20 protein-coding genes are annotated in these 21,796 nt (G+C 61.1%); 8 read left to right on the forward strand and 12 right to left on the reverse strand.

Annotated features, from left to right (window positions below):
- Positions 1-252: 252 nt before the first annotated feature.
- The 5 genes from EDE05_RS09415 to EDE05_RS09435 form a co-directional block, all read right to left on the reverse strand.
- Positions 253-786, reverse strand: coding sequence for a DUF992 domain-containing protein (locus tag EDE05_RS09415; protein WP_105371110.1), 534 nt, complete (start codon positions 784-786; stop codon positions 253-255).
- Between the two features lie 179 nt (positions 787-965).
- Positions 966-1,376, reverse strand: coding sequence for a TIGR02588 family protein (locus EDE05_RS09420; RefSeq protein WP_112797873.1), 411 nt, complete (start codon positions 1,374-1,376; stop codon positions 966-968).
- Between the two features lie 9 nt (positions 1,377-1,385).
- Positions 1,386-2,285 carry a TIGR02587 family membrane protein gene (locus EDE05_RS09425; protein WP_245519874.1) on the reverse strand — a complete coding sequence of 300 codons (900 nt, stop codon included), beginning with the start codon at positions 2,283-2,285 and terminating at the stop codon, positions 1,386-1,388.
- A 112-nt stretch (positions 2,286-2,397) separates the two neighbouring features.
- A complete protein-coding gene (locus EDE05_RS09430) occupies positions 2,398-3,171 on the reverse strand; it encodes a DUF1194 domain-containing protein (protein WP_112797871.1) in 774 nt (257 codons plus the stop codon).
- A gap of 82 nt (positions 3,172-3,253) precedes the next feature.
- Positions 3,254-4,135 (reverse strand): LysR family transcriptional regulator, encoded by an 882-nt coding sequence (locus EDE05_RS09435; protein ID WP_134100688.1) that lies wholly within the window; start codon positions 4,133-4,135, stop codon positions 3,254-3,256.
- A 103-nt stretch (positions 4,136-4,238) separates the two neighbouring features.
- Between EDE05_RS09435 and EDE05_RS09440 the strand changes: the two genes are divergently transcribed.
- Genes EDE05_RS09440 through EDE05_RS09455 form a run of 4 tightly spaced genes read left to right on the forward strand, consistent with a single transcriptional unit; the run spans position 4,239 to position 10,798 of the window.
- Positions 4,239-6,689: an FAD-dependent oxidoreductase gene (locus EDE05_RS09440; RefSeq protein ID WP_134100691.1), complete on the forward strand. Its 2,451-nt coding sequence runs from the start codon at positions 4,239-4,241 to the stop codon at positions 6,687-6,689.
- A complete protein-coding gene (locus EDE05_RS09445; RefSeq protein ID WP_134100694.1) occupies positions 6,686-9,136 on the forward strand; it encodes an FAD-dependent oxidoreductase in 2,451 nt (816 codons plus the stop codon). Before EDE05_RS09440 ends, EDE05_RS09445 begins: the two co-directional genes overlap by 4 nt.
- 23 nt (positions 9,137-9,159) lie before the next feature.
- Positions 9,160-10,389 (forward strand): aromatic ring-hydroxylating dioxygenase subunit alpha, encoded by a 1,230-nt coding sequence (locus tag EDE05_RS09450; RefSeq protein WP_112797863.1) that lies wholly within the window; start codon positions 9,160-9,162, stop codon positions 10,387-10,389.
- Positions 10,390-10,396: 7 nt separating this feature from the next.
- Entirely contained in the window at positions 10,397-10,798 is a 402-nt protein-coding gene (locus EDE05_RS09455; protein WP_112797861.1) for a GFA family protein, read from the forward strand.
- Here EDE05_RS09455 and EDE05_RS09460 read toward each other — a convergent pair.
- Positions 10,795-11,199: a GNAT family N-acetyltransferase gene (locus EDE05_RS09460; protein WP_112798032.1), complete on the reverse strand. Its 405-nt coding sequence runs from the start codon at positions 11,197-11,199 to the stop codon at positions 10,795-10,797. The genes EDE05_RS09455 and EDE05_RS09460 overlap by 4 nt on opposite strands.
- Positions 11,200-11,388: 189 nt before the next feature.
- Here EDE05_RS09460 and EDE05_RS09465 point away from each other — a divergent pair, with 189 nt between their 5' ends.
- Positions 11,389-11,625, forward strand: a complete 237-nt coding sequence (locus EDE05_RS09465) for a hypothetical protein (protein ID WP_105371118.1) — start codon at positions 11,389-11,391, stop codon at positions 11,623-11,625.
- Positions 11,626-11,628: 3 nt separating this feature from the next.
- On the opposite strand, the gene EDE05_RS09470 is transcribed toward EDE05_RS09465, so the two are convergent.
- From EDE05_RS09470 to EDE05_RS09485, 5 genes are read right to left on the reverse strand one after another with little or no spacing between them, the layout of a single operon-like run.
- Entirely contained in the window at positions 11,629-12,414 is a 786-nt protein-coding gene (locus tag EDE05_RS09470; RefSeq protein ID WP_112797859.1) for a carnitinyl-CoA dehydratase, read from the reverse strand.
- Positions 12,411-14,468, reverse strand: a complete 2,058-nt coding sequence (locus EDE05_RS09475) for an acetate--CoA ligase family protein (protein ID WP_112797857.1) — start codon at positions 14,466-14,468, stop codon at positions 12,411-12,413. Before EDE05_RS09475 ends, EDE05_RS09470 begins: the two co-directional genes overlap by 4 nt.
- A gap of 2 nt (positions 14,469-14,470) precedes the next feature.
- Entirely contained in the window at positions 14,471-15,631 is a 1,161-nt protein-coding gene (locus tag EDE05_RS26780) for an acyl-CoA dehydrogenase family protein (RefSeq protein WP_112797855.1), read from the reverse strand.
- Between the two features lie 27 nt (positions 15,632-15,658).
- Positions 15,659-17,149 carry a carnitine 3-dehydrogenase gene (locus EDE05_RS26785; protein ID WP_112798030.1) on the reverse strand — a complete coding sequence of 497 codons (1,491 nt, stop codon included), beginning with the start codon at positions 17,147-17,149 and terminating at the stop codon, positions 15,659-15,661.
- 5 nt (positions 17,150-17,154) lie between these two features.
- Complete coding sequence (locus EDE05_RS09485; protein ID WP_134100699.1) at positions 17,155-18,057, reverse strand: 3-keto-5-aminohexanoate cleavage protein; 903 nt, start codon at positions 18,055-18,057, stop codon at positions 17,155-17,157.
- Positions 18,058-18,393: 336 nt separating this feature from the next.
- Here EDE05_RS09485 and EDE05_RS09490 point away from each other — a divergent pair, with 336 nt between their 5' ends.
- The 3 genes from EDE05_RS09490 to EDE05_RS09500 all read left to right on the forward strand — a co-directional run bounded on the left by EDE05_RS09490 (position 18,394) and on the right by EDE05_RS09500 (position 21,085).
- Positions 18,394-18,750, forward strand: coding sequence for a hypothetical protein (locus tag EDE05_RS09490; RefSeq protein WP_166675442.1), 357 nt, complete (start codon positions 18,394-18,396; stop codon positions 18,748-18,750).
- Between the two features lie 169 nt (positions 18,751-18,919).
- A complete protein-coding gene (locus tag EDE05_RS09495) occupies positions 18,920-19,447 on the forward strand; it encodes a YcnI family protein (RefSeq protein WP_105371123.1) in 528 nt (175 codons plus the stop codon).
- Between the two features lie 21 nt (positions 19,448-19,468).
- Entirely contained in the window at positions 19,469-21,085 is a 1,617-nt protein-coding gene (locus tag EDE05_RS09500; RefSeq protein WP_134100705.1) for a copper resistance CopC/CopD family protein, read from the forward strand.
- A gap of 1 nt (position 21,086) precedes the next feature.
- Here EDE05_RS09500 and EDE05_RS09505 read toward each other — a convergent pair whose 3' ends face one another.
- Entirely contained in the window at positions 21,087-21,794 is a 708-nt protein-coding gene (locus tag EDE05_RS09505; protein ID WP_112798024.1) for a NapC/NirT family cytochrome c, read from the reverse strand.
- Positions 21,795-21,796 lie beyond the last annotated feature (2 nt).

Below are 21,796 nucleotides of genomic sequence, written 5' to 3' on the forward strand. Positions count from 1 at the left end.
CCTGATGAGGCGCTTACTGGCTCAAAACCCCGCAAGTTCTGCAGGATCAAGCCGTACCTGCTATTAAGGTATGAATATGAAGGGCCTGCGGCAAGGGGGGCTATCGAAGCGGCAAGACTAAACGCCTGGCTCCGAGTGCGACATTGGTTCGAGGTTATGGGTCTGACCTATCTATGCGGTTTTCCGCAGTGCTGTCCTGCAACCTAGAACGGACACAGCTCCTCGCTCGGGAAGAGCTGTGTCCAGAGACAATCAGCTCGCCGGAGTTAGTGTTACCGACGTTCCAGTTGCGGCAAGGTTGAGGCCGAGCTGGCCGGTGACGCTCACTGTCTGCAGATGGATGGAACCGGAGGTCCCGCCGACGAGCAGGTTGGCGCCGACGCCTGCGCCGACAGTCGCTTCGGCCGTGGCTCCCTGATAGAGGCCGCCCAGCGACCCGTGGTGATATCCGGCGGTGGGGGCGAAGACGGCCCAGATCAGGCGCGAACGGGTGGTAAAGCCGACATCGATGCCCATCTTGCGGACAACACCTGTATAGTGGTCGATCGGCTCGCTACCGATTGCCGACGTAAAGGCGCAGTCCGCTTCCTTGGCGGAACCAAGAACGTAACCGACACCGCCGCCAATCGTGCAATCCAGATAACCGATGCGCACGCCACCGCGCTGATCCGGTTCCTCATAGGTCGGAACCGGGTCACGGCGGGAAATCACGTCAGCCCCAACGGCGGCTCCCGCGCTCGTAATCACTGGCAAGGCGGCAATCGCCACCACAACAAATTTCTTCATCCCTGTACTCCTTATACTATCGTCGCCGCTCCTATGCCCAAGCTTCGAGCGAGCCGGCGAAGCAGCGTTGGCTAACGCATGTGGCGGAAGAATGATCCCGGTGTGGCGGCGCACAATTTGTCACGGGGTTGGCGTCAACGTGATGACGCGGCGGGTTCAATCGCGCGCTATTCCCGATCTTAGGGGTCCGTGTATCCCAGAGCCCGAATTCTGATCTCGAGATGACCCGGATCCTGAAGGAACAGGATTGCTCCTGAGGCTTTCGATTCCGCCGGGACGTAGTCGAAGGTGATATCAGCTTCTTCGACTGCCTGCCCCCCATCGATCAACTCGCCCCGCACGACGACGGCCGCCGCCGTCTGGTTGGCCCTGTTGAAGATCTCGAACTCCACTCGATGTCCACCCTCGACTGCCGCGCGGCCGGTAATGGTGACCGCAAATTCAGGGGGCAGATCCTCTTCCATCAACGCCTCAAGACCGATCCAGCCGATCATGGCGATAACCAGCAGCGCCGAAACCGTGCCGGTGACCCATTCTATCCAGTGGGGGTCTCCAGTTTCTCGATGTGGTCGCGTGGATATCGTGGTCATGGCTGCTCCCTAAAGGATAAGCCGGGCGGCGGCGGCACCGATCGCACCTGGAAAGGCCAATACAATGGCCGACATCAGGGCTGGCGTTGCGGCGCTGTCGTCGAGGCGGCCGAACGTCCAGAGGACGTAAAGGCTGATCAGCATAGCCACCATATAGCCGGGCAATGTGAAACGAATGAGAGCATGCCACCGGGGGGTGTTCTCCCCAAGCTCATGCGCACCTTTGAAGGCAACGGCGTAGACAAAGCCATGCATGATAGCGATCGATATGACGATCATCATCAGCGCGTGCCAGGGCGTCATCTTGAAGGAGATCAAAATGATCTCCTCAGTCGGAGCGACATTCAAGCTGAGGAACAAGGCGCCGACCGCCATGAGAAACAGCTCTCGGCTATAGCTGGTGGACATTTCGTCCGGAACCGCGTCGCCCTCTTTACCCTTACCTTGCCGACCCTCTTCACCGCTGCTCTCATCGCTCCCCGCCTGCCCGCCGAGTTGCGACCGGCCAAGCAGCGCCCCGATGCTCGCCGGAACCGCCTGGATGGCAATTTTTCCGATGATTTCAGAAAACGGCATGTGCTGTTCAAGGTCACCAAGGAGTACGAGGACGAGCCCACTCATAACGATGCCGAGGCCATAGGCTATGGTCGCGTCGCGGATCGCCTCCTGCCATGTGGACGTATGTTCAAACCCGATGCGATCGGCGAGCACGATGAGAAGCGGAATGTTGACCGTTAAAAGGAGGAACAGACGGAACCGATCAATATAGAAACCGAGCTGCCAAAGCTCCATCGTCATCAGCATCGGCATGCCGAACAGCATTGCACCGGCGGCGCCGCGGCCTAAGCCGACCAGCAAGTGGCGAGACGGGCTGATATCGATTTGCTGGCCCCTCGTCACGCTGCTCAAGATCCTCCTCCTCAGTCAGACAGGCGGACCTAAACACATGGAGTGAAAAAATGTTCCGAGAGCCGATCAGGAAGACGAGAAAGCGTTACGGTCAATCTTCGTATCTGCCGGTTTACCGGTCGAAGAGGTCTTGCCACTGTTTTTCACCGATAAGACAATCGGTGCCGGGCACGCCGGCGGCTTTCTGTACGGTTGCGGGAGGTGTGATTCCGCTGATCTCCGTCACAAGCTTGCGACGCACGGCAACGGCAAAATCCTCGATCTTGTGGACCGGCAGCACGAAGGAGCCGGGTCCACCGATGACGCAATCCGCATAATATTTGTCGAGGCCGCCCGGTGCGCCGGAAGGGCGCAGCATAAGCGCCAGCCCATTGATGACAATGCCCGCCTCCATCGCCTTGTCACGGGCGGGAACGACCGGATTGCCGGAATTGTTCGGACCATCGCCGGAAATATCGATCACCTGACGCATGCCCCGATAGGAATTCGCAACGATCATCGTCGCGCCCTGGGCAATTGCCGCGGATATCGACGTCCGTCGTTGTGTATTGATCGGTCTCGCTTCAAGCAGGTTCGCGAAATCGATCGCATCCTGCGCCGTCTCGATCACCTGCCACCCTATGACGGAATTCGGCACCACATCGCCGGCCCACTCGAAATAGCTGATCGCGATCTTGCCGAGCAGCCCCGTTTCCACCGCCTCGATGAACTCTCTGTGCTTGAGGGCCTCGACATAACCTTCCCGCTGAATGCGCACTTCTTCGTAATCCATGGAGCGGGACGTATCGACGGCAAGCACCAGCTCCACGTCGACCTCCCCACCCCCGGCCTGTGCCATGACCGGCGTGGCGGAGAGACTTATCAGCATCGCGAGTGTGGTAAGCATCGGCAATCCCGTCACTGCGTTTGAAGTCGCAAAACTGTAACACAGCCGCGTCAGCGGGCGACTCCCGGTATTCTCGATCCCTTCAACTTTCGGTGATGGTGGAGCTCTCGTGCCTCTCCTCGGCAACAAGTTTTGCAAGAGTTGCGATGAGACGGCGATGCTGATGGGAATGACGCGAGCGAACATTGGTGGCAGCGTAGGCCGTTTGGGCGATCACAGGCGCATCCGAGACGATTTGCGCAACCTCTTTCTTCACCAGGTCTTCGGCAGTTGCACGCGTGACATAGGCGGCACCGCCTAACGTCGTGATAAGTTCGGCGATCATGAGGTTGCGACCGGTCGAAAGGGGTGAGGCGGAAAACTGCGGCAATGCCAACCTGTGCGCGCGGTCGAAGGCTGGTGAATAGTTGGCGTATATATAATCCTGCTGCCTTATGTTGCTGAGCGTTGTCGCTTGCGTGCTCACGAGAATATAGGAGATCTCTCCAAGCCGTTCATAATGCAGGTCCGGCAGGTGATGGGGCGTATAGAGAACGGCGAGATCGAGATCGCCGGCGCCAAGATCGCGATTCATCTGATTGGAATAATCCGCCTCCAGATAGATCGACATGCCCTGCAATTCTTCACGCACCGCCCTCAGAAAACGTCCGGCAAACATCTCCGCGACGTCATGTTGAATGCCAATCCGCATTGCCCGCTCGTAGGCGCCGGCGGCCTCGACCGCGCGTGCTGCCTCATGCCATTGCTGTTGCAACGCCTTGGCATGGTCGAGCAGACGCATCCCGGCCACCGTCGGCACCGTACCGCCCTTCCCCCGAACGAAAAGCTTCCGGCGAAACGTTGCTTCCAGCGCATTCACGCGGTGCGAAACCGTCGATTGCGTGATGTTGAGGCGCTCGGCGGTGCGATTGAAGCTCCGCGTCTCCATGAGGTCCAGGAAGGTCTCGATCAACTCGAACTGCATGGTTTCCAATCTAATCGAAATCTTCGATCAATAAAGCCCGAACTTCCAACTTGATGCCAGTCAATTCAGCTGCAAATCTCCCTGTGAAATCAGGGGAACAGCAATGGCGGAACTGCCGGAACGGGCGCGCGTGGTGATCATCGGCGGCGGAGCGGTGGGTGCATCGTCGCTCTATCATCTCGCCAAGGCCGGCTGGACGGATTGTGTGCTGATCGAGAAGAACGAGCTGACCGCCGGCTCCACCTGGCATGCGGCGGGCAATGTTCCGACGTTTTCGTCCTCCTGGTCGATCATGAACATGCAGCGTTATTCCGCCTCGCTCTACCGCGAGCTGGGAGCGCTCGTCGACTACCCGATGAACTACCACGTTACCGGCTCGATCCGGCTGGGGCACAGCAACGAGCGGCTGCGCGAGTTCAAGCGCGTCGTCGGCATGGGCCGTCACCAGGGCATGGACCTCGACATCCTCTCACCCGCCGAGATGCGCTTGAAATACCCTTTCCTCGAAACCCACGAGCTGACCGGCGCGCTCTACGATCCCTATGACGGCGATATCGACCCGGCGCAGCTGACCCAGGCGCTGGCGAAGGGCGCCCGCGACATGGGCGCCAGGGTGATCCGCTTCTGTCCCGTCACGGCAGCGCGCCGGGAGAAGGGCGAGTGGGTCCTGACCACGCGGAAGGGCGAGATCGCCTGCGAATACGTCGTCAACGCGGCCGGTTATTATGCGCGCGAAGTGGGAAAACTCTTCGGCCGCGACGTGCCGATGATGGTGATGAGCCACCAATATATTCTGTTCGACGAAATCCCGGAGCTTGCCGCCTGGTCGAAGGAGGCCGGCCACAAGCTGCCGCTCTTACGCGATGTCGACAGCTCCTACTATCTCCGGCAGGAGAAGACCGGCATGAATCTCGGTCCCTACGAGCGGAACTGCAGGGCGCATTGGGCCACCCCTGACGATCCGATGCCGGAGGATTTTTCCTTCCAGCTTTTCCCCGACGATCTCGACCGGCTGGAATGGTATCTGAACGATGCCGTCGCTCGCGTGCCGATTCTCGGCACGGCCGGTCTTTCGCGAATCATCAACGGGCCGATCCCCTATGCGCCGGACGGCAACCCGCTGATCGGGCCGATGCCCGGCGTGCCGAATGCATTCGAGGCCTGCGTCTTCACCTTCGGCATCTGCCAGGCGGGCGGCGCCGGCAAGGTTCTGGCCGAATGGGTGACGGAAGGCGAAACAGAATGGGACATGTGGAGCTGCGATCCGCGCCGCTACACGGGCTTCGCCTCCGACCCGGATTATTGCGTCGCCAAGGGCATGGAAATCTACGGCCACGAATACGCCATGCATTTCCCGAAGCACTACTGGCCAGCCGGCCGCGGCCAGAAACTCTCTCCGATCCATGACCGCATTGCCGCGCTCGGCGCCCAGTTCAAGCCTTATAACGGCTGGGAACGCGCTATGTGGTATGCCAAGCCGGGCGACGATACATCCGAAGAAGCGACCCAGACCTGGAACCGAGAAGGGCCGTGGAGTCCGCGCATAGAGGAAGAATGTCTCGCGGTCCGCGATGCTGCCGGCATTCTCGACCTGCCAGGTTTTTCCCGCTACCGGGTGGAGGGACCGGGTGCCACCGAATGGCTCTCCTCGCTGATCACCGGCAAGGTGCCGAAACCTGGCCGCCTCGGGCTTGCCTATTTTGCCGACGACAGGGGCCGCATCGTCACGGAAATGTCGGTAATGGCGATCGAGGAGGACTCCTTCTTCCTCATCACCGCCGCGACCGCGCAATGGCACGATCTCGACTGGCTGAAAAAGCACCTGCCAACCGATGCGGGCTTCGCCATCGAGGACGTCACGGAGCAGTTTTCCTGCCAGATCCTCTCCGGTCCGAAGAGCCGCGACATCCTTGCCGAACTCTGCGATGCCGATCTTTCGGCTGGTTGGCTCACCCACCAGCCAACAAAGATCGCCGGCCACTCCTGCCATCTGCTGCGCGTCTCCTTCGCCGGCGAACTCGGCTGGGAAATCCACACGAAGGTGGAGAATACCGGGCACGTTTTTGACGCCGTCTGGGCGGCAGGACAGAAACACGGCTTGAAGCCTTTCGGCATGGAGGCTCTCGATTGCCTCAGGATCGAGAAAGGCTACCGCGCCTGGAAGGGCGACCTTTCGACCGATTACACCATATTGCAGGGCGGGCTCGAACGCTTCGTCGATTGGTCGAAACCGGACTTCAAGGGCAAGGCCGCACTTGCCGCGGAGAAGCAGCAGGGTGTGAGGAAGCGTTTTGTTACCCTCGTCGTCGAGGCCGATGATTGCGATGCGCCTTATATGTCCACCCTCTGGCATGGCGGACAGGTCGTCGGCGAAACGACTTCCGGAAACTGGGGCTACCGCGTCGGCAAATCCATCGCGCTCGGCATGCTGCGCGCCGACCTTGCCGAACCCGGGACCGAACTCGAAGTCGAAATCTTCGGCCACCGTTTCAAGGCGGTCGTGCAAGCGGAACAGGCGCTCTGGGACCCGGCGAATGAGAGGATCCGCGCATGAAGACGATCCCCTCGAAGGCCCGGGCGGTCATCATCGGCGGCGGCGTCTCCGGCTGTTCGGTCGCCTATCACCTTGCCAAGCTCGGCTGGACGGATGTCGTGCTGCTCGAACGCAAGCAGCTCACTTCCGGCACGACCTGGCATGCGGCCGGCCTGATCGGCCAGTTGCGGGCCAGCCAGAACATGACGCGGCTCGCCAAATATTCCCGCGATCTCTACGTGCAGCTCGAAACCGAGACCGGCATAGCCACAGGCATGAAGCAGAACGGCTCGATGACCGTTGCGCTGACCGAAGAGCGGAAGGAAGAGATCTACCGCCAGGCCTCGCTCGCCCGCGCCTTTAACATCGACGTTCGCGAGATTTCGCCGGAAGAGGCGAAAGCGATGTATCCGCATCTCAACATCGGCGACGTGAAGGCGGCAGTCCACCTGCCACTCGACGGCCAATGCGATCCGGCCAATATCGCCATGGCCTTGGCGAAAGGCGCCAGGCAGAACGGCGCGACCATCATCGAGAGCATCAAGGTCACCGAAGTACTGACCAAGGATGGTCGCGTCACCGGCGTCGCCTGCGAGCAGGCCGGCGAGCGGTACCTCATCGAGACGGAAAACGTCGTAAACTGCGCCGGCATGTGGAGCCGTGATCTGGCGGCGCGGTCGGGTATCGCCGTGCCGCTGCATGCCTGCGAACACTTTTATATCGTCACCGAACCGATTGCAGGGCTGACCCAACTTCCCGTGCTTCGGGTGCCGGACGAATGCACCTATTACAAGGAGGATGCCGGCAAGATGCTCGTTGGCGCCTTTGAACCGGTGGCAAAGCCCTGGCCGCCGGCTGGCGAGAAAATCCGGGAGGATTTCTGCTTCGACCAGTTGCCGGAGGATTTCGACCATTTCCAGCCGATCCTGGAAATGGCGATCGACCGCATGCCGATGCTGGAAACCGCCGGCATCCACACCTTCTTCAACGGCCCGGAAAGTTTCACCCCCGACGACCGTTATTATCTCGGCGAAGCGCCGGAACTGAAGGGTTATTGGGTGGCGGCCGGCTACAATTCGATCGGCATCGTCTCCTCCGGCGGTGCCGGCATGGCGCTCGCCCAGTGGATGAACGACGGCGAGCCCCCCTTCGACCTCTGGGAGGTGGATATCCGCCGCGCCCAGCCCTTCCAGAAGAACCGGCTCTATCTCAAGAACCGCGTCACCGAAACGCTCGGCCTGCTTTATGCCGATCATTTCCCCTATCGCCAGATGGCGACCGCCCGAGGCGTGCGCCGTTCGCCAATCCACGAGCACCTCAAAGCCCGCGGTGCCGTGTTCGGCGAAGTGGCCGGCTGGGAACGCGCCAACTGGTTTGCGAGACCGGACCAGCAACGCGAATACCGCTATAGCTGGCAGCGACAGAACTGGTTCGACAATCAGCGCGAGGAGCATCTGGCGGTCAGGACCGGCGTCGGACTGTTCGACATGACATCGTTCGGGAAAATCCGTGTCGAGGGCCGCGATGCGATGGCTTTCCTCAACCGCGTCTGCGCCAACCAGATCGATGTTCCGGCCGGCCGCATCGTCTATACACAAATGCTGAATCGCCGTGGGGGCATCGAAAGCGATCTCACCGTGACGCGGTTATCCGAAACTGCCTTCCTGCTCGTCGTGCCCGGCGCCACGTTGCAACGCGACCTCGCCTGGCTCCGGAAAAACCTCGGCGAGGAATTCGCCGTCATCACCGATGTCACCGCCGCCGAAAGCGTGCTCTGCGTCATGGGTCCGAAATCACGTGAACTGCTCCAGAAGATCAGCCCAAACGACTTCTCCAATACGGCGCATCTCTTTGGCACGGCCCGCGAGATCGAGATCGGCATGGGATTGGCTCGCGCTCATCGTGTCACCTATGTCGGCGAACTCGGCTGGGAGCTTTATATCTCGACCGACCAGACGGCGCATGTCTTCGAGACTTTGGAAGAGGCGGGCGCCGATATCGGCCTCAAACTCTGTGGCATCCACACGCTGGATTCGTGCCGCATCGAAAAAGCTTTCCGCCATTTCGGCCATGACATCACCGATGAGGATCACGTGCTGGAAGCCGGCCTCGGTTTTGCGGTGAAGACGGACAAGGGGGATTTCATAGGCCGCGATGCCGTGCTGCGCAAACAGGATTCCGGCCTCGACCGCCGGCTGGTGCAGTTCCGGCTGACCGATCCCGACCCGCTGCTCTTCCACAACGAGGCGGTTGTGCGCGACGGCAGGATCGTCGGGACGATCACGTCGGGCAATTACGGCCACTTCCTCGGCGGCGCGATCGGGCTGGGTTACGTGCCCTGCAGGGGCGAGAGCGCGGCGGATATGCTGGCTTCGAGCTACGAGATCGAGATTGCCGGCACGAGGGTGAAGGCGGAAGCGTCGTTGGCGCCGATGTATGACCCGAAGGCCGAGCGGGTGCGGATATAACCGCAATTTTCAAGGAGACGACAATGCTCGCATCCGAACCGACTAAAGACCGTACAGATGGCGACCGCATCGACCGGCTGATCGCTGAACACCGCCCCGGCTACGGTCTTGCCCGCCCCTTCTATCACGATCCTGACATCTTCGAACGGGACATGGCGCGGGTCTTCTTTCGCCACTGGCACTGCCTGGCGCATGAAAGCGTTATCCCCAACCTCCACGATTTCGAACTCTTCAAGCTCGGCGCCGAACAGGTGATCCTGACCCGCGCTGGCGATGGGACAGTGCATGCGATGCTGAATGTCTGCCGTCATCGCGGCGCCGAGGTTTGCACGCAGGAAAGGGGCAATGCCAAGGCTTTCGTTTGTCCTTACCACGCCTGGACCTTCGCGAATGACGGCCGGCTGAAGGCAGCCCGGCTGATGCCGAAGGATTTCAAGCGTGAAGACCACGGGCTGAAAAAGCTCCACGTCCGCGTGGTCGAAGGCCTCGTCTTTCTCTCGTTTGCGGAAAACCCGCTGGATTTCTCCGAGGTGGAAAACCTGCTGCACGCCACCTGCGGGCAATATGGCTGGGCTTCCGCCAAGGTCGCACATCGCCAGAGCTACTCGCTCGACGCCAATTGGAAACTCGCTATCGAAAACTATGTCGAGTGCTACCATTGCGGCCCGGCGCATCCGGAATATTCCGAGACACACGCGCTGGAACAGCCGCTGCATATGATCGAGGAACTGAACGCGGCGATGGAGGCGCGCACCTGCGCGCTCGGCATCGAGGTCGGTTCCGGCAATCACTGGGAGACCTCGCGGGAAGGCCGGGAGGCGATCCATGCCTTCCGATATGCGCTTTATGACGGGGTGAAGACCGGCAGCAAGGACGGCCAGCCGCTCGCCCCTTTGATGGGCCGATTTTCCGATTTCGACGGCGGCGTCACCTCCATCCATCTCGGCGGCACCAGCTTCCTCGTCTGTTATGCCGACCACGGTATGATCTACCGCTTCATCCCGAAGACGGTCGACACCTGCGAGATGGAGCTGATCTGGCTGGTGGATGCCGGGGCCGAGGAAGGCCGCGACTACGATCTCGAAAAACTCACCTGGCTCTGGACGGTAACGACCGACGAGGACAAGGCGATCATCGAGCACACCGCCCGCGGCGTGGTCTCGCGTTTCTTCGTGCCCGGCCCGATCGCCCCTATGGAACAGAACGAATTGCGCTATATCGGCTGGTATCTGGACGAGATCAGCCGGGCGTGAGGCACAGATGAAGAGATTGTCGGGCAAGTGCTTTTGCGGCGCGGTGGCATATGCCGTCGAGGATGCCTTTGTCTACGCCGCCATCTGCCATTGTTCGAATTGCCGCCGCACCACCGGCTCGGCCTTCAAGCCGTTCGCAGGAATCCCCCGCGAAAAACTTGCGCTGACCAAGGGCGCCGATAGCCTGCTGATCTATGGCGGCCCGGACAATCACGATGCCCATTGCCGCGCCTGCGGTTCGCTTCTTTATTCGCTGGTGCGCGAGGCGGCGTGGGTGCATGTGGCGATGGGAACGCTCGTGGATGCGCCAACCATCCGACCGACACATCATATCTTCGTCGGCTCTAAGGCGCCGTGGTACGAGATCACCGACGACCTGCCGCAATATGAGGGGCACAAGAGCGCCTAGGCCTTGGCCGCCAGCACCATCAGCCTTTCGCCTTCGAGGCGGTAGAAAACGCGGTCTTCCTTCCGGTCGCCGCCGAGTTCGTCATAGAAGCGCAGCAGCCTTTCGTTGGAGCGTGCCGCGGTCCAGTCGATCCGGCCGAAGCCGCGCTCGACCGCCAGCGCGGCCAGCCAGGTAACAAGTTTCGTGCCGATATCCTTGCCGCGCTCGACATTGGCGACGTAGAGGTCTTTCAAAAAGAAGCCGGGCTTCAAGCCCGGGCCGGGATAACTGGCGCCGAAAGCGGCCATGCCGACGATGCGGTCAGTCTTCGCCACCAGGATTTCGGAAGCTTGCGGGCGGCTGCGGATGCCTTCCAGCACAGCCTCGTGCGGCGGGCAGAAGACGCCGTAATAGGCCTGCATTTCCTCAAGCAGCGAGGCGAGATCTTCCGCATCAGCCAGTTCGAAAAAGCCTATATCCAAATCTATCATCCCAATGAAGCTGCCAGGCCGAAACCGCCAAGCCTAGCCCCGAATTTTTTCACGAATGTTGCGGCCGGTGTTGACTTCTTCCTCTCCATGAACAGAATGGGAACATCAAAAGGGACTGCCATGTCAAAATCGGAAAAGTTCATCGTCCTGCCATTCAAGAAGGTACGGGGAAACATCGCGCCGGGCGAGATGCGGGCAGCCTCCAACGCCGCTTCCGCGGAGAAGATCGCCCGCGCCATGGCCGAACGCTTTGTCGGCGTGGCCGCCTATTCCGTTCAGGTGGACATGGAAAGCGGCGACATGTCGGACCCGAAAGTCTTGTGGCAAGCGGGCGAAATCGCCGACATCGCGGCGTAACGGCTATTTCCCCTTCCAAACCGGATCGCGCTTCTCCGCGAAGGCACGTGCGCCTTCGAGCTGGTCTTCGCTGGAATAGAGCAGGTCGACCGTCTTCAGCTGGCGGCGGGTGATGCGGTTCATGGTCGTCTGGAATCTTTCGCCTTCCGCCTCCCGCACCACTTCCTTGATCGCCGCATAGACGAGCGGCGGGCCGCTTTCGAGCAGCCGCGCCAGGTCCCAGGCGCGTGCCATCAGCCTGTCCGCCGGCAGGATTTCGTTGACGAAACCCCAGCGATGCGCCTCCTGCACGTCGAGCCACCGGCCGGTCAACAGCATATCCATGGCGATGTGATAGGGAATGCGTTTCGGCAGCTTGATCGAGGCGGCATCCGCCACCGTTCCTGAACGGATTTCCGGCAGAGCGAACGTGGCGTGTTCAGCCGCAAGGATGAGATCGGTCGACAGCGCGATTTCCATCCCGCCGCCGCAGCAGATGCCGTTGACGGCGGCGATGATCGGCTTGTTGAGGTCGCGCAGCTCCTGCATGCCGCCAAACCCGCCCACGCCGTAATCACCGTCAACCGCGTCTCCGGCCGCTGCCGCCTTCAGATCCCAGCCGGGGCAGAAGAACTTTTCGCCCGAACCGGTGATGATGGCGACGCGCAGCGCGTCGTCGTCGCGAAAGTCGCGAAAGATCTCGCCCATGATGCGCGAGGTCTTGAGGTCGATGGCATTCGCCTTCGGCCGGTCGATGGTGACTTCCAGAATGCCGCCATCGCGGCGGGTCTTGATGGGTCGATCGGTCACGATATCCTCCTTCTCACCAGCGCATCTACCGCCACGACACCCTCGCCTTCCGGCAGCACTAGGACCGGGTTGATGTCCAGTTCATCGATATCTGCCGCGTTGGCTACAAGATAGGCCGCAACCGCTGCGACCGCCTGCTCAAGCGCTGGGATATCGCCCTTCGGTGCGCCGCGATAACCGTCGAGCAGCTTCTTCACCTTCAGACCGGATATCGCGGCCGAAATCGCCTCCGGCGAGGCCGGCAGGGTGATCAGCGCGGAATCGTCCAGAAGCTCGACCAGAATGCCGCCGGCGCCGACAGTCATCACCAGGCCCGCCACCGGATCGCGCGTCGCGCCGATGATAATCTCCGCCACCGGCCGGCCGGCCATCTTCTCGACCAGATAACCGTTCGCGGTGCCGGCCATTGCATGTGCGGCGGCAACGACTTCCTCGGCAGTCCGGAGATTGAGCTTCACGGCGCCGGCCTCGGTTTTGTGGGCAATACCGCGGCCCTTCAGCGCCACTGGAAAGCCGAGTTTTTCCGCCGCCGGTCCGGTATCCTCGGGTTCGATCTCCACCAGACCGGGCGGCACCGGCAGGCCGAAGGCGGAAAGCTCGCGTTTGGCTTCGTCCTCGTTGAGCGTCACGACCTCCGCTGAGCCGGGCGCGATCCTGAGAAGCGGTTCGGGCGCGTGACCTTTCCAAGCAGCACCGATGAAGGCCGCGGTCTCGGCGGCGGCGAGCGCTTCCTCGACGCCGTAAAAAGGCACGAGGCCATCGCGCATCAATTGCTTGGCAACCTGTTCCGGCAGGTTTTCCGCCATGCTGGAAACGATGCCGGCATTGGCGCCGGTTGCCCTGCGCGCTGCAACGACCGAGTTGACGGCTGTCAACCAGTCGGTCGCGTCGCAGCGGTCGAGGCGGGGGAAATCGAGCACGACGAGGTTCAGTGCGTACCCGCCCCGCATCATCGCCGTGAAGGCGGCCGTCTGTTTGTCGCCGTTGCCCCAGACGAAGGTATGATAGTCGAGCGGATTGGCGAGCGTCACCATCGGGCCGAGCGCTTCGCGCAGCGGCTTCAACTGCTCTTCCCTGAGCGGCCGATAGGAAATCCTCCGCTTCACGCCGGCATCGGCCATCAGCGAAGCCTCGCCGCCGGAACAGCTCATGGAGGAAATGTCGGCATTTTCCAGCGGGCCGTAAAGATGCAGCAGTTTCAGGGTTTCCAGGAGTTCCGGCAGGGTCCCGACGCGGCCGATGCCAAGACGCTCCAGCAGCGCAGAGGAGACACGGTCGTTGCCGGCCAGCGAAGCAGTGTGCGAGACGGTAGCGAGCTGCGCGGCTTCCGATTTTCCGACCTTCAGCATGGCGACCGGCTTTTTCAAGCGGCGAGAAAGATCGGCCAGCCGCTCCAGGGTTTCGAGATTGTCGAAGCCCTCAACATGCAGGCCAATCGCCGTGACGCGGGGATCCTGGATGACTGTGCACGCGAGTTCTGCAAGCCCCGTCTGAGCCTGATTGCCGGCAGTCATCAGATAGGCGAGCGGCAGGCCGCGTTGCTGCATGGAAATATTGCAGGCAATGTTGGAGGATTGCGTCAGCACCGCCACGCCCCGGTCCACCCGCAGCATGCCGTGCTGATCCGGCCACAGCAGCGCGCCATCCAGCATGTTGATGAAGCCGTAGCAGTTCGGCCCGAGGATTGGCATGTCGGCGGACGCCGCGACCAGCGCCGATTGCAGTTCGTCGCCATCCGCAAGCTCGCTTGCTGCTTCCCGGAAACCGGAGGCGTAACATACGGCCCCGCCTGCCCCGCGGGCGGAAAGCTCGCGGATGATCTCGATCGTAAGCTGCCGGTTGACGCCGACGAAGGAGGCGTCGGGTGCGGCGGGCAGATCGGCTACCGTGCGATAGCATTTGCGGCCAAGGACTTCGTCGGTCTTCGGATGGACGGGCCAGATTTCGCCGGCAAAACCCATCTTGTCGCATTGCTCGATGACACGCCGGGCCTCCTTGCCACCAAACACGGCAATGGTCTTCGGGCGGGTCAGGCGGTCGAGGGAGCGTGGCATCCTCAAGCCCCCAGCGGCCGCAAAAGATCGCGGCTGATGATGTGCCTTTGAATTTCCGACGTGCCGTCCCAGATGCGCTCCACTCGCGCATCCCGCCAGAACCGCGCCAACGGCAGGTCGTCCATCAGCCCCATGCCGCCGAAGATCTGGATGGCTTCATCTGTGACTCGCGCCAGCATTTCGGTCGCGAAAACCTTGGCCGAAGCGATCTCGCGGTTCGACGGCAGACCTTGGTCAAGCCGCCAGGCGGCCGACAGCGTCAGGAGGTCGGCTGCGTCGATCTCGGTGATCATGTCGGCGAGCTTGAAGGAGACGCCCTGGTTGGCGCCGATCGGCTTGCCGAACTGCTTTCGCTGGGCGGCGTAGTTCAACGCATAGTCGAAAGCCCGCCGCGCCCGGCCGACGGAAGTGGCGGCGACGGTGAGGCGCGTGGCGTAGAGCCAGTCGTTGGCGATATCGAAACCCTTGTGGACCTCCCCGAGGATCTGTGCCGACGGCAGGCGGCATTCGTCGAAGGTCAGGATGCAGTTCTGGTAACCGCGATGCGAGACGGAGTTGTAACCCTCGCGGATTTCGAACCCCGGCGTGCCGCGATCGACGAGGAAGCAGGTGATCAGCTTCTTTGGCCCACGCGCCGTTTCCTCCTCGCCGGTGGCGATGAAGACGATGACGAAATCGGCGATATTGGCGTGGGAGATGAAATGTTTCGTGCCGTTGACGACCCAATCACCACCGTCCTTCCGCGCGAAACATTTCATGCCGCGTACGTCTGAGCCGGCATCGGGCTCGGTCATGGCGAGCGCATCGAACTTTTCGCCCTTCACCGCGGGAAAAAGATATCTTTCGCGCTGTTCGGCATTGCAGGCCATCAGGATGCCGGAGGGGCGGCCGAAGAAGACGGTGAGCGCCATCGACCCGCGACCGAGCTCCCGCTCCACCAGGGTGAACGAGGTGTGGTCGAGGCCTGCGCCGCCCACCTCTTCAGGGAAATTGCAGCCGAAGAAGCCGATCTCCCGGCATTTGCGGGCAATCTCCTGGCCGAGTTCGGGCGGCACGATGCCTGTGCGCTCCACCTCGTTTTCGTACGGGTAGATTTCCGTCTCGACGAAATCGCGGACGGTCTTGACGATCATCTCCTGCTCGTCGGTCAATCCGAAGTTCATGTATTCCCTCCCGTCGCCGGCTTTCGATCAGCGCTTCTGCCCCACGGACCGCCCAGCCCCTTCCGGCGCGGGTAAGTCCGCATGCGCATCGATCAGCGGCTGCAGCCTGCCCATCACCTCCGCCCCCGGCGCCACGGCCTTGCCCTCGGCCGAGGCGACATGCAGCATCAGGTGTTCGCAGGTCGCAAGCAGCACGCCATCCGAGGCGCGGCTGAGAGACATAAAGCTCTGCAGCTTCTTGCCATCGGATGAGGGCAATATCTGTGCGGTGACCTTGAGGAGATCGCCGAGCTTGGCTTCGTCAAGCAGCCGAGTGTGGGTCTCCACCGTGTAATAGCTGTTGCCGACCGCGACGTAATCCATATCGACGCCGATCAGGCGGAGCAGCGCGTCGCTGGCATCGGCGAAGCATTGCGCGTAACGGAACTCGGTCATGTGACCATTGTAGTCGATCCAGGACGGATGAACCTTGATCTGCAGGAGGTCGAGCGGCTCCTTGTTGAGCTTGGCCGCAGGTTTCGGCGAATTTTTCCAGAGATGTTTTTCAAATTCGGCGAGGATTTTGCCAGCGCCCCAACCGCGCCCTGCATCCCCGCTCTTCAGCGCCTGCATGATGCCGACGAGGTTTTCGTCGCGGATGCGTTCCAGGTCGCGAATACCACGGGCGCCGGATTGGGCGTCGGATTGGGCCGCGATCTTGTCCACCAGCGCATCATCGAGATCGACGACATCGGTGAGCTTCGTCCAAGGCCAGGAAAGGCATGGGCCGAACTGTGCCAGGAAATGCCGCATGCCGGCCTCGCCGCCGGCAATGCGATAGGTCTCGAACATGCCCATCTGCGCCCAGCGCATGCCGAAGGAATAGCGGATCACGTCGTCCAGCGTTTCTGTGTCGCAGATGTCGTCGTGGATCAGCCACAGGCCTTCACGCCAGACGGCTTCCAGCAGGCGATCGCCGACGAATGCCTCGATCTCCTTTTTGATGATGACGCCCTTCATGCCGATCGGGGCGAGCTTTTCCTGTGCCGCCTTCAACGTTTCGGCGGCAGTCTTTTGACCGCCGACCAATTCGGCGAGCGGCAGCAGATAGACGGGGTTGTAGGGATGGGCGACGAACATTCGCTCCGGATATTTCATGTCGCGCTGGAGATCGGTCGGCATCAGGCCGGAGGTCGAGGAGCCTATCAGCGCCTTGGGGTCAGCGGCCGCGTCGATCTGAGTGATGACGTTGCGCTTCAGTTCCAGCCGCTCGGGCACGCTTTCTTGAATCCAGTCGGCGCCTCTTACGGCCTCTTCGACCGTCTGGCAGAAAGTAATTTTCCCTTGCGGCGGCAACGGCGCCATGGTGAGCATGGCATAGGCGCGTTCGGCATTGGCGAGCACTTCGCCGACAATGCGTTCAGCCTCCGGATGCGGGTCGAACATGTTGACGTCTATGCCGGCGAGCACGAAACGGGCGGCCCAGGCTCCGCCGATGACGCCGCCGCCGATGCAGCCCGCTTTTTCTATCTTGCTCATGGCGATCACCGTTTTGTCAGCTTGAGTTTTTCACGCACGGCAGCCGGGCCGATGATCCTGGCGCCCATGCCCTCGATCACGCCGACGGCCTTCTCGACGAGCTGTGCGTTGGTCGCCAACTGCCCCTTGCCGGCATAAAGGTTGTCCTCCAGACCGACGCGTACATTGCCGCCGGCGAGAACGGCGGCGGCCGGATAGGCGAGCGCATTGCGGCCGATCGAGAAGGCAGAAAACGTCCAATGTTTCGGCACGTTGTTGACCATGGCCATGAAGGTGTTGAGGTCGTCCGGCGCGCCCCAGGGAATGCCCATGCAGAGCTGGATCAAGACGGGATCCTCGATCAGCCCTTCTTCCACGAGCTGTTTGGCGAACCAGAGATGGCCGGTATCGAAGGCCTCGATCTCGGGGCGCACGCCGAGTGCTGTCATCTGCCGCGCCATCTCGCGCAGCATGGAGGGCGTGTTGGTCATCACGTAGTCGCCGAGGGAAAAGTTCATCGTGCCGCAATCGAGCGTGCAGATCTCCGGCAGGCATTCGGCGACATGCGCGACACGCTCGGTGGCGCCGGCCATGTCAGTACCATTCGGATTGACCGGGAAAGGCGCTTCGACATCGCCGAACACCAGGTCGCCGCCCATGCCGGCGGTGAGGTTCAGCACTACGTCGATATCCGCTGAACGGATGCGATCGTTCACTTCCTTGTAAAGTTCCCTGTTGCGGGCCGCAGCACCCGTTTCCGGGTTCCGAACATGGCAATGGACAACCGCCGCTCCGGCTTTGGCGGCGTCGATTGCGGATTCCGCGATCTGTTTCGGGGTGATTGGAACGTGGGCGGACTTGCTCACCGTATCGCCGGCGCCGGTGACGGCGCAGGTGATGAAAACGTCGCGGTTCATCTCGAGCGGCATGCTTCCCTCCTTTTTCGTCCCGTCCATTACGTGTCGGAAAAGCGAACAATGCTTTGCACAATCGGTGCCGTTCCATACATTGTCGGTGACCATGATTGCCGTGGTACGGCTCACAATGCGAGCGGGTGCATTGACCGCTTGTGTTGCTGCCGGTCGCCGATGCGACAAGCCAGCACCTCAACAATTCGCCTCGCAGTTGATGCCTATCAAAGAGCGCTGTGGCGGAAGAGCGCATAGACAAACCTGACTGATGCATGCAACTAAGCAGCGGCAGATCGATGGCACCCTGCAGGCGAAGACGCTACCGTGAAAAAACGCAGACCGCATAAATGGAGCATGATAACCGCGTTCATCGCGGCGCATGCACTCGTTGTGCAGATGCTGCTAGCGTCTCTCGGCATGGGGACCGCGCTTGCCGCGCCCCTATACGATGAATTCGGCAATCCTCTTTGCATCACGCATGTGGAAGGCCCCACCGATAACGGCGACAGGGATCACTCTCAGGCCCTCCAATGCTGCACCCAGGCATGCAGCACGTTCACCTCACTTTTTGCGGCACCGGCTCCAGGCAATTTCCTGGTGAACCGGCTGCCTGTTGTTGCGACAAAGATTCGCATCGACGCTGAAGCGGGATTTGTGAAGCGACCGGAAACGGAACCGGGAAGGCCACGAGGTCCGCCACTCGACATTTAGTCCTTCGGTCAAGCAAGTTCCGCCTCGGGATGTCCTCGCCTAGATGACAATCCAGCCGGACCGCACGGCCGTCCATTTCCGTATTCACTCAGACCAACAATACACGCCAAGCGCCACCGGCCGCCGGCTTGTCATCGGCCGACCGCTGTCGGCATCCATGGAGAATTCTATGTTGAAGAAGATCATTGTTACCGCTGCTGTTACCATGCTCACCAGCACCGCAGCATTTTCGCACGTCACTCTTGAGGGAAAAGAAACCCCGGTAGGAACGACCTATAAGGCAGTGCTGCGGGTACCCCACGGCTGCGAAGGCAAGCCGACAAACGTCGTACGGGTCCAGCTTCCGGAAGGGTTCTACGCCGTCAAGCCGCAGCCCAAAGCAGGCTGGAAGCTTGAGAAGGTCAAAGGCGCCTATGCTAAGGCCTACGACAATCACGGAACGCTGGTAAGCGAGGGGGTCAAGGAAGTTGTCTGGAGCGGCGGCAATCTCGGTGACGATGAATACGACGAATTTGTCGTTCGAGGCACGATCGCAAGCGACCTCAAGGCTGGCGGCACCTTGTATTTTCCAGTGGTTCAGGAATGCCCGGAAGGGCTGAAGGAGCGCTGGATCGAAGTTCCAGCTGAAGGCCAGAAGGCATCTGATCTGGAAATGCCCGCACCAGGCGTCAAGCTTTTGCAAAGACTGAGCAACTGACACCTGGGCATGACATTGACGATGACGTCGCTTCGAACGAAATTCCTGCCGTTCAGCATTCTGCGGCAAATTGCTCTGGCGATGCTGCTATGGCTGGGCCTCGCGGCGACGGCATCTGCCCACGCTTCCTTGAACGCGACCGAGCCACGCGATGGCTCGGTCATGGCTGTATCACCGGCGGTCATAAGGCTGACGTTCAGCGAACCCGTCTCACCGACCAGCCTGAAATTGACTTTGCCCGACGGCCGCCCGGTCGTTCTTGATGCCTTCGTCGTCAAGGACAAACTGGTCGAGGTCGTCCCGCCCGCCGACCTTTCGAACGGCACCCATGTGCTCTCCTGGCGGGTCGTCTCCCAGGATGGTCATCCGATCGGCGGCTCGATCATCTTTTCGATCGGACATCCGGGCGCCGCGTCTCCTCGGATAGGAGACGGGGTGGACTGGCAGGTGCGGGTTGGTCTCTGGGGCGGAAAGATTGCGCTGTACGTCGGCCTCTTCTTCGGGATCGGCGGAACTTTCGCGGCCTCCTGGTTCGCAAACGGGTCAAGGAACGCACTGCAGCCCATCGTCACCGCGCTTCTGGCTGGCTTCGCCGGCACGATGATTTCAGCAGGATTTCAAGGACTGGACACCGTCGGAGAGCCGATCGGGCGGATATTCGATGCCGAGGTCTGGAAGGCCGGCTTCGCCACCAGCTTCGGCCGGACCGTCGTCTTCATGTTTGCGGCGCTCGCGCTTGCGGCTCTCGCTCTAGCAAGCGGTCCAGGCCGGAGTGCGCGGTGGATCTCGCTCTCGGCACTGGTCACGGCGGCCTTTGCCCTGAGCCTGAGCGGGCACGCCAGCGCTGCTGAGCCGCAATGGATCATGCGACCGGCCGTTTTCCTCCATGTGGCGGCAATATCCTCCTGGGTCGGCGCCCTGCTCCCTCTCGCAGCCGAGTTCAGAAGAGGTGGCTCTGACGCCGCAATCGCGCTCCGCCGCTTCTCGAACTTCATTCCGCTTTCTGTCGCCGTGCTGCTCATTGCTGGCCTGATATTGACCTATATACAGGTTCTGAAGATCGAGGCGCTCGTCACCACAAGCTACGGACGGGTTCTTCTCATCAAGCTCGGCCTTCTCATCCTGCTCTTCGCCCTAGCCTGCATCAACAGGTGGAGGCTGACGAACCGGGCGGAACGCGGCGAGACAGCTGCCGTCAAACAGCTCATACGTTCGATAGTGGCCGAAAGCCTCGTTGTGCTTCTCATACTTGGCGTTGCTGCCACCTGGCGCTTCACGCCGCCGCCGCGCTCGCTGATCCTGGAGGCGTCCGAGCCTGCGGTTGTCCATATCCACTCCGCAAAGGGAATGGCGGAAATGCAGGTCACCCCCGGCAATGCCGGCCCGGTAACGGCAGCCGCAATAATCATGAAAGAGGATTTTTCTCCCCTCGATCCTCAGGAAGTGTCCTTCGTGTTTTCAAATCCGAAGGCAGGAATCGAACCAATCAGGCGTAAAGCCGACAGGCAGGAAGGCGGTACCTGGAGTGCCAAAAGTCTGGTGCTGCCCGTGGCGGGTGTCTGGATCGTCAGGGTCGACGTCATCGTCAGCGATTTCGAGATCATGAAGCTCGAAGGCGAGGTCGAGATCAAGCCGTAGGTCAGGGCAAGCTCTTTTCTCCGCTCGAATGCGCCTTGGCCATCACCTTCCTCAGTTCATCGACGGCATTGGCGCTGGGCAGCACGTCGCCCTCCAATTCGTCCGGCATATGCCAGCCCGGATCCACACCTTGCATATTGGGCAATTCATGCGCGATCCCCTTGTGGCAGTCGATGCAGGTCGCCTTGCCGCTCAGGAGATAGCGAGTGTGGATGTCAGCGGCGCGCTGGGTCTGCTTGGAGAGATCCATCGCCACGGATGAATGACAGTTGCGGCATTCCAGGCTGTCATTCGCCTTGAGCCGATGCCATTCGTGCTGCGCCAGACGCAGCCGTTCGTCCAGGAATTTCTGGCGGGTGTTGATCGTACCAAAGATCTTGCCCCATACCTCCTTCGAGGCCTGCATTTTGCGGGCAATCTTATCTGTCCATTCGTGCGGCACGTGGCAATCTGGGCAGGAAGCGCGCACGCCGGACCGGTTCGAAAAATGCACCGTGCGCGTCATCTCCTCGTAAACATTGGCCCGCATTTCGTGACACCCGGTACAGAACTGTTCTGTATTGGTAAGCTCCAGCGCCGTATTGAACGCTCCCCAGAAAACCACCCCTCCCACGAAACCGCCAAGCGTCAGGAATGCCAAACTCAGAGTAGCCGCGGGTGTACTGAGAATTTTCCAGACCCAGGCGGCCAGCCTTTTGATGCGTGCAATCA

It is taken from the genome of Neorhizobium sp. R1-B (assembly GCF_004368875.1).
Lineage (GTDB): Bacteria > Pseudomonadota > Alphaproteobacteria > Rhizobiales > Rhizobiaceae > Neorhizobium > Neorhizobium huautlense.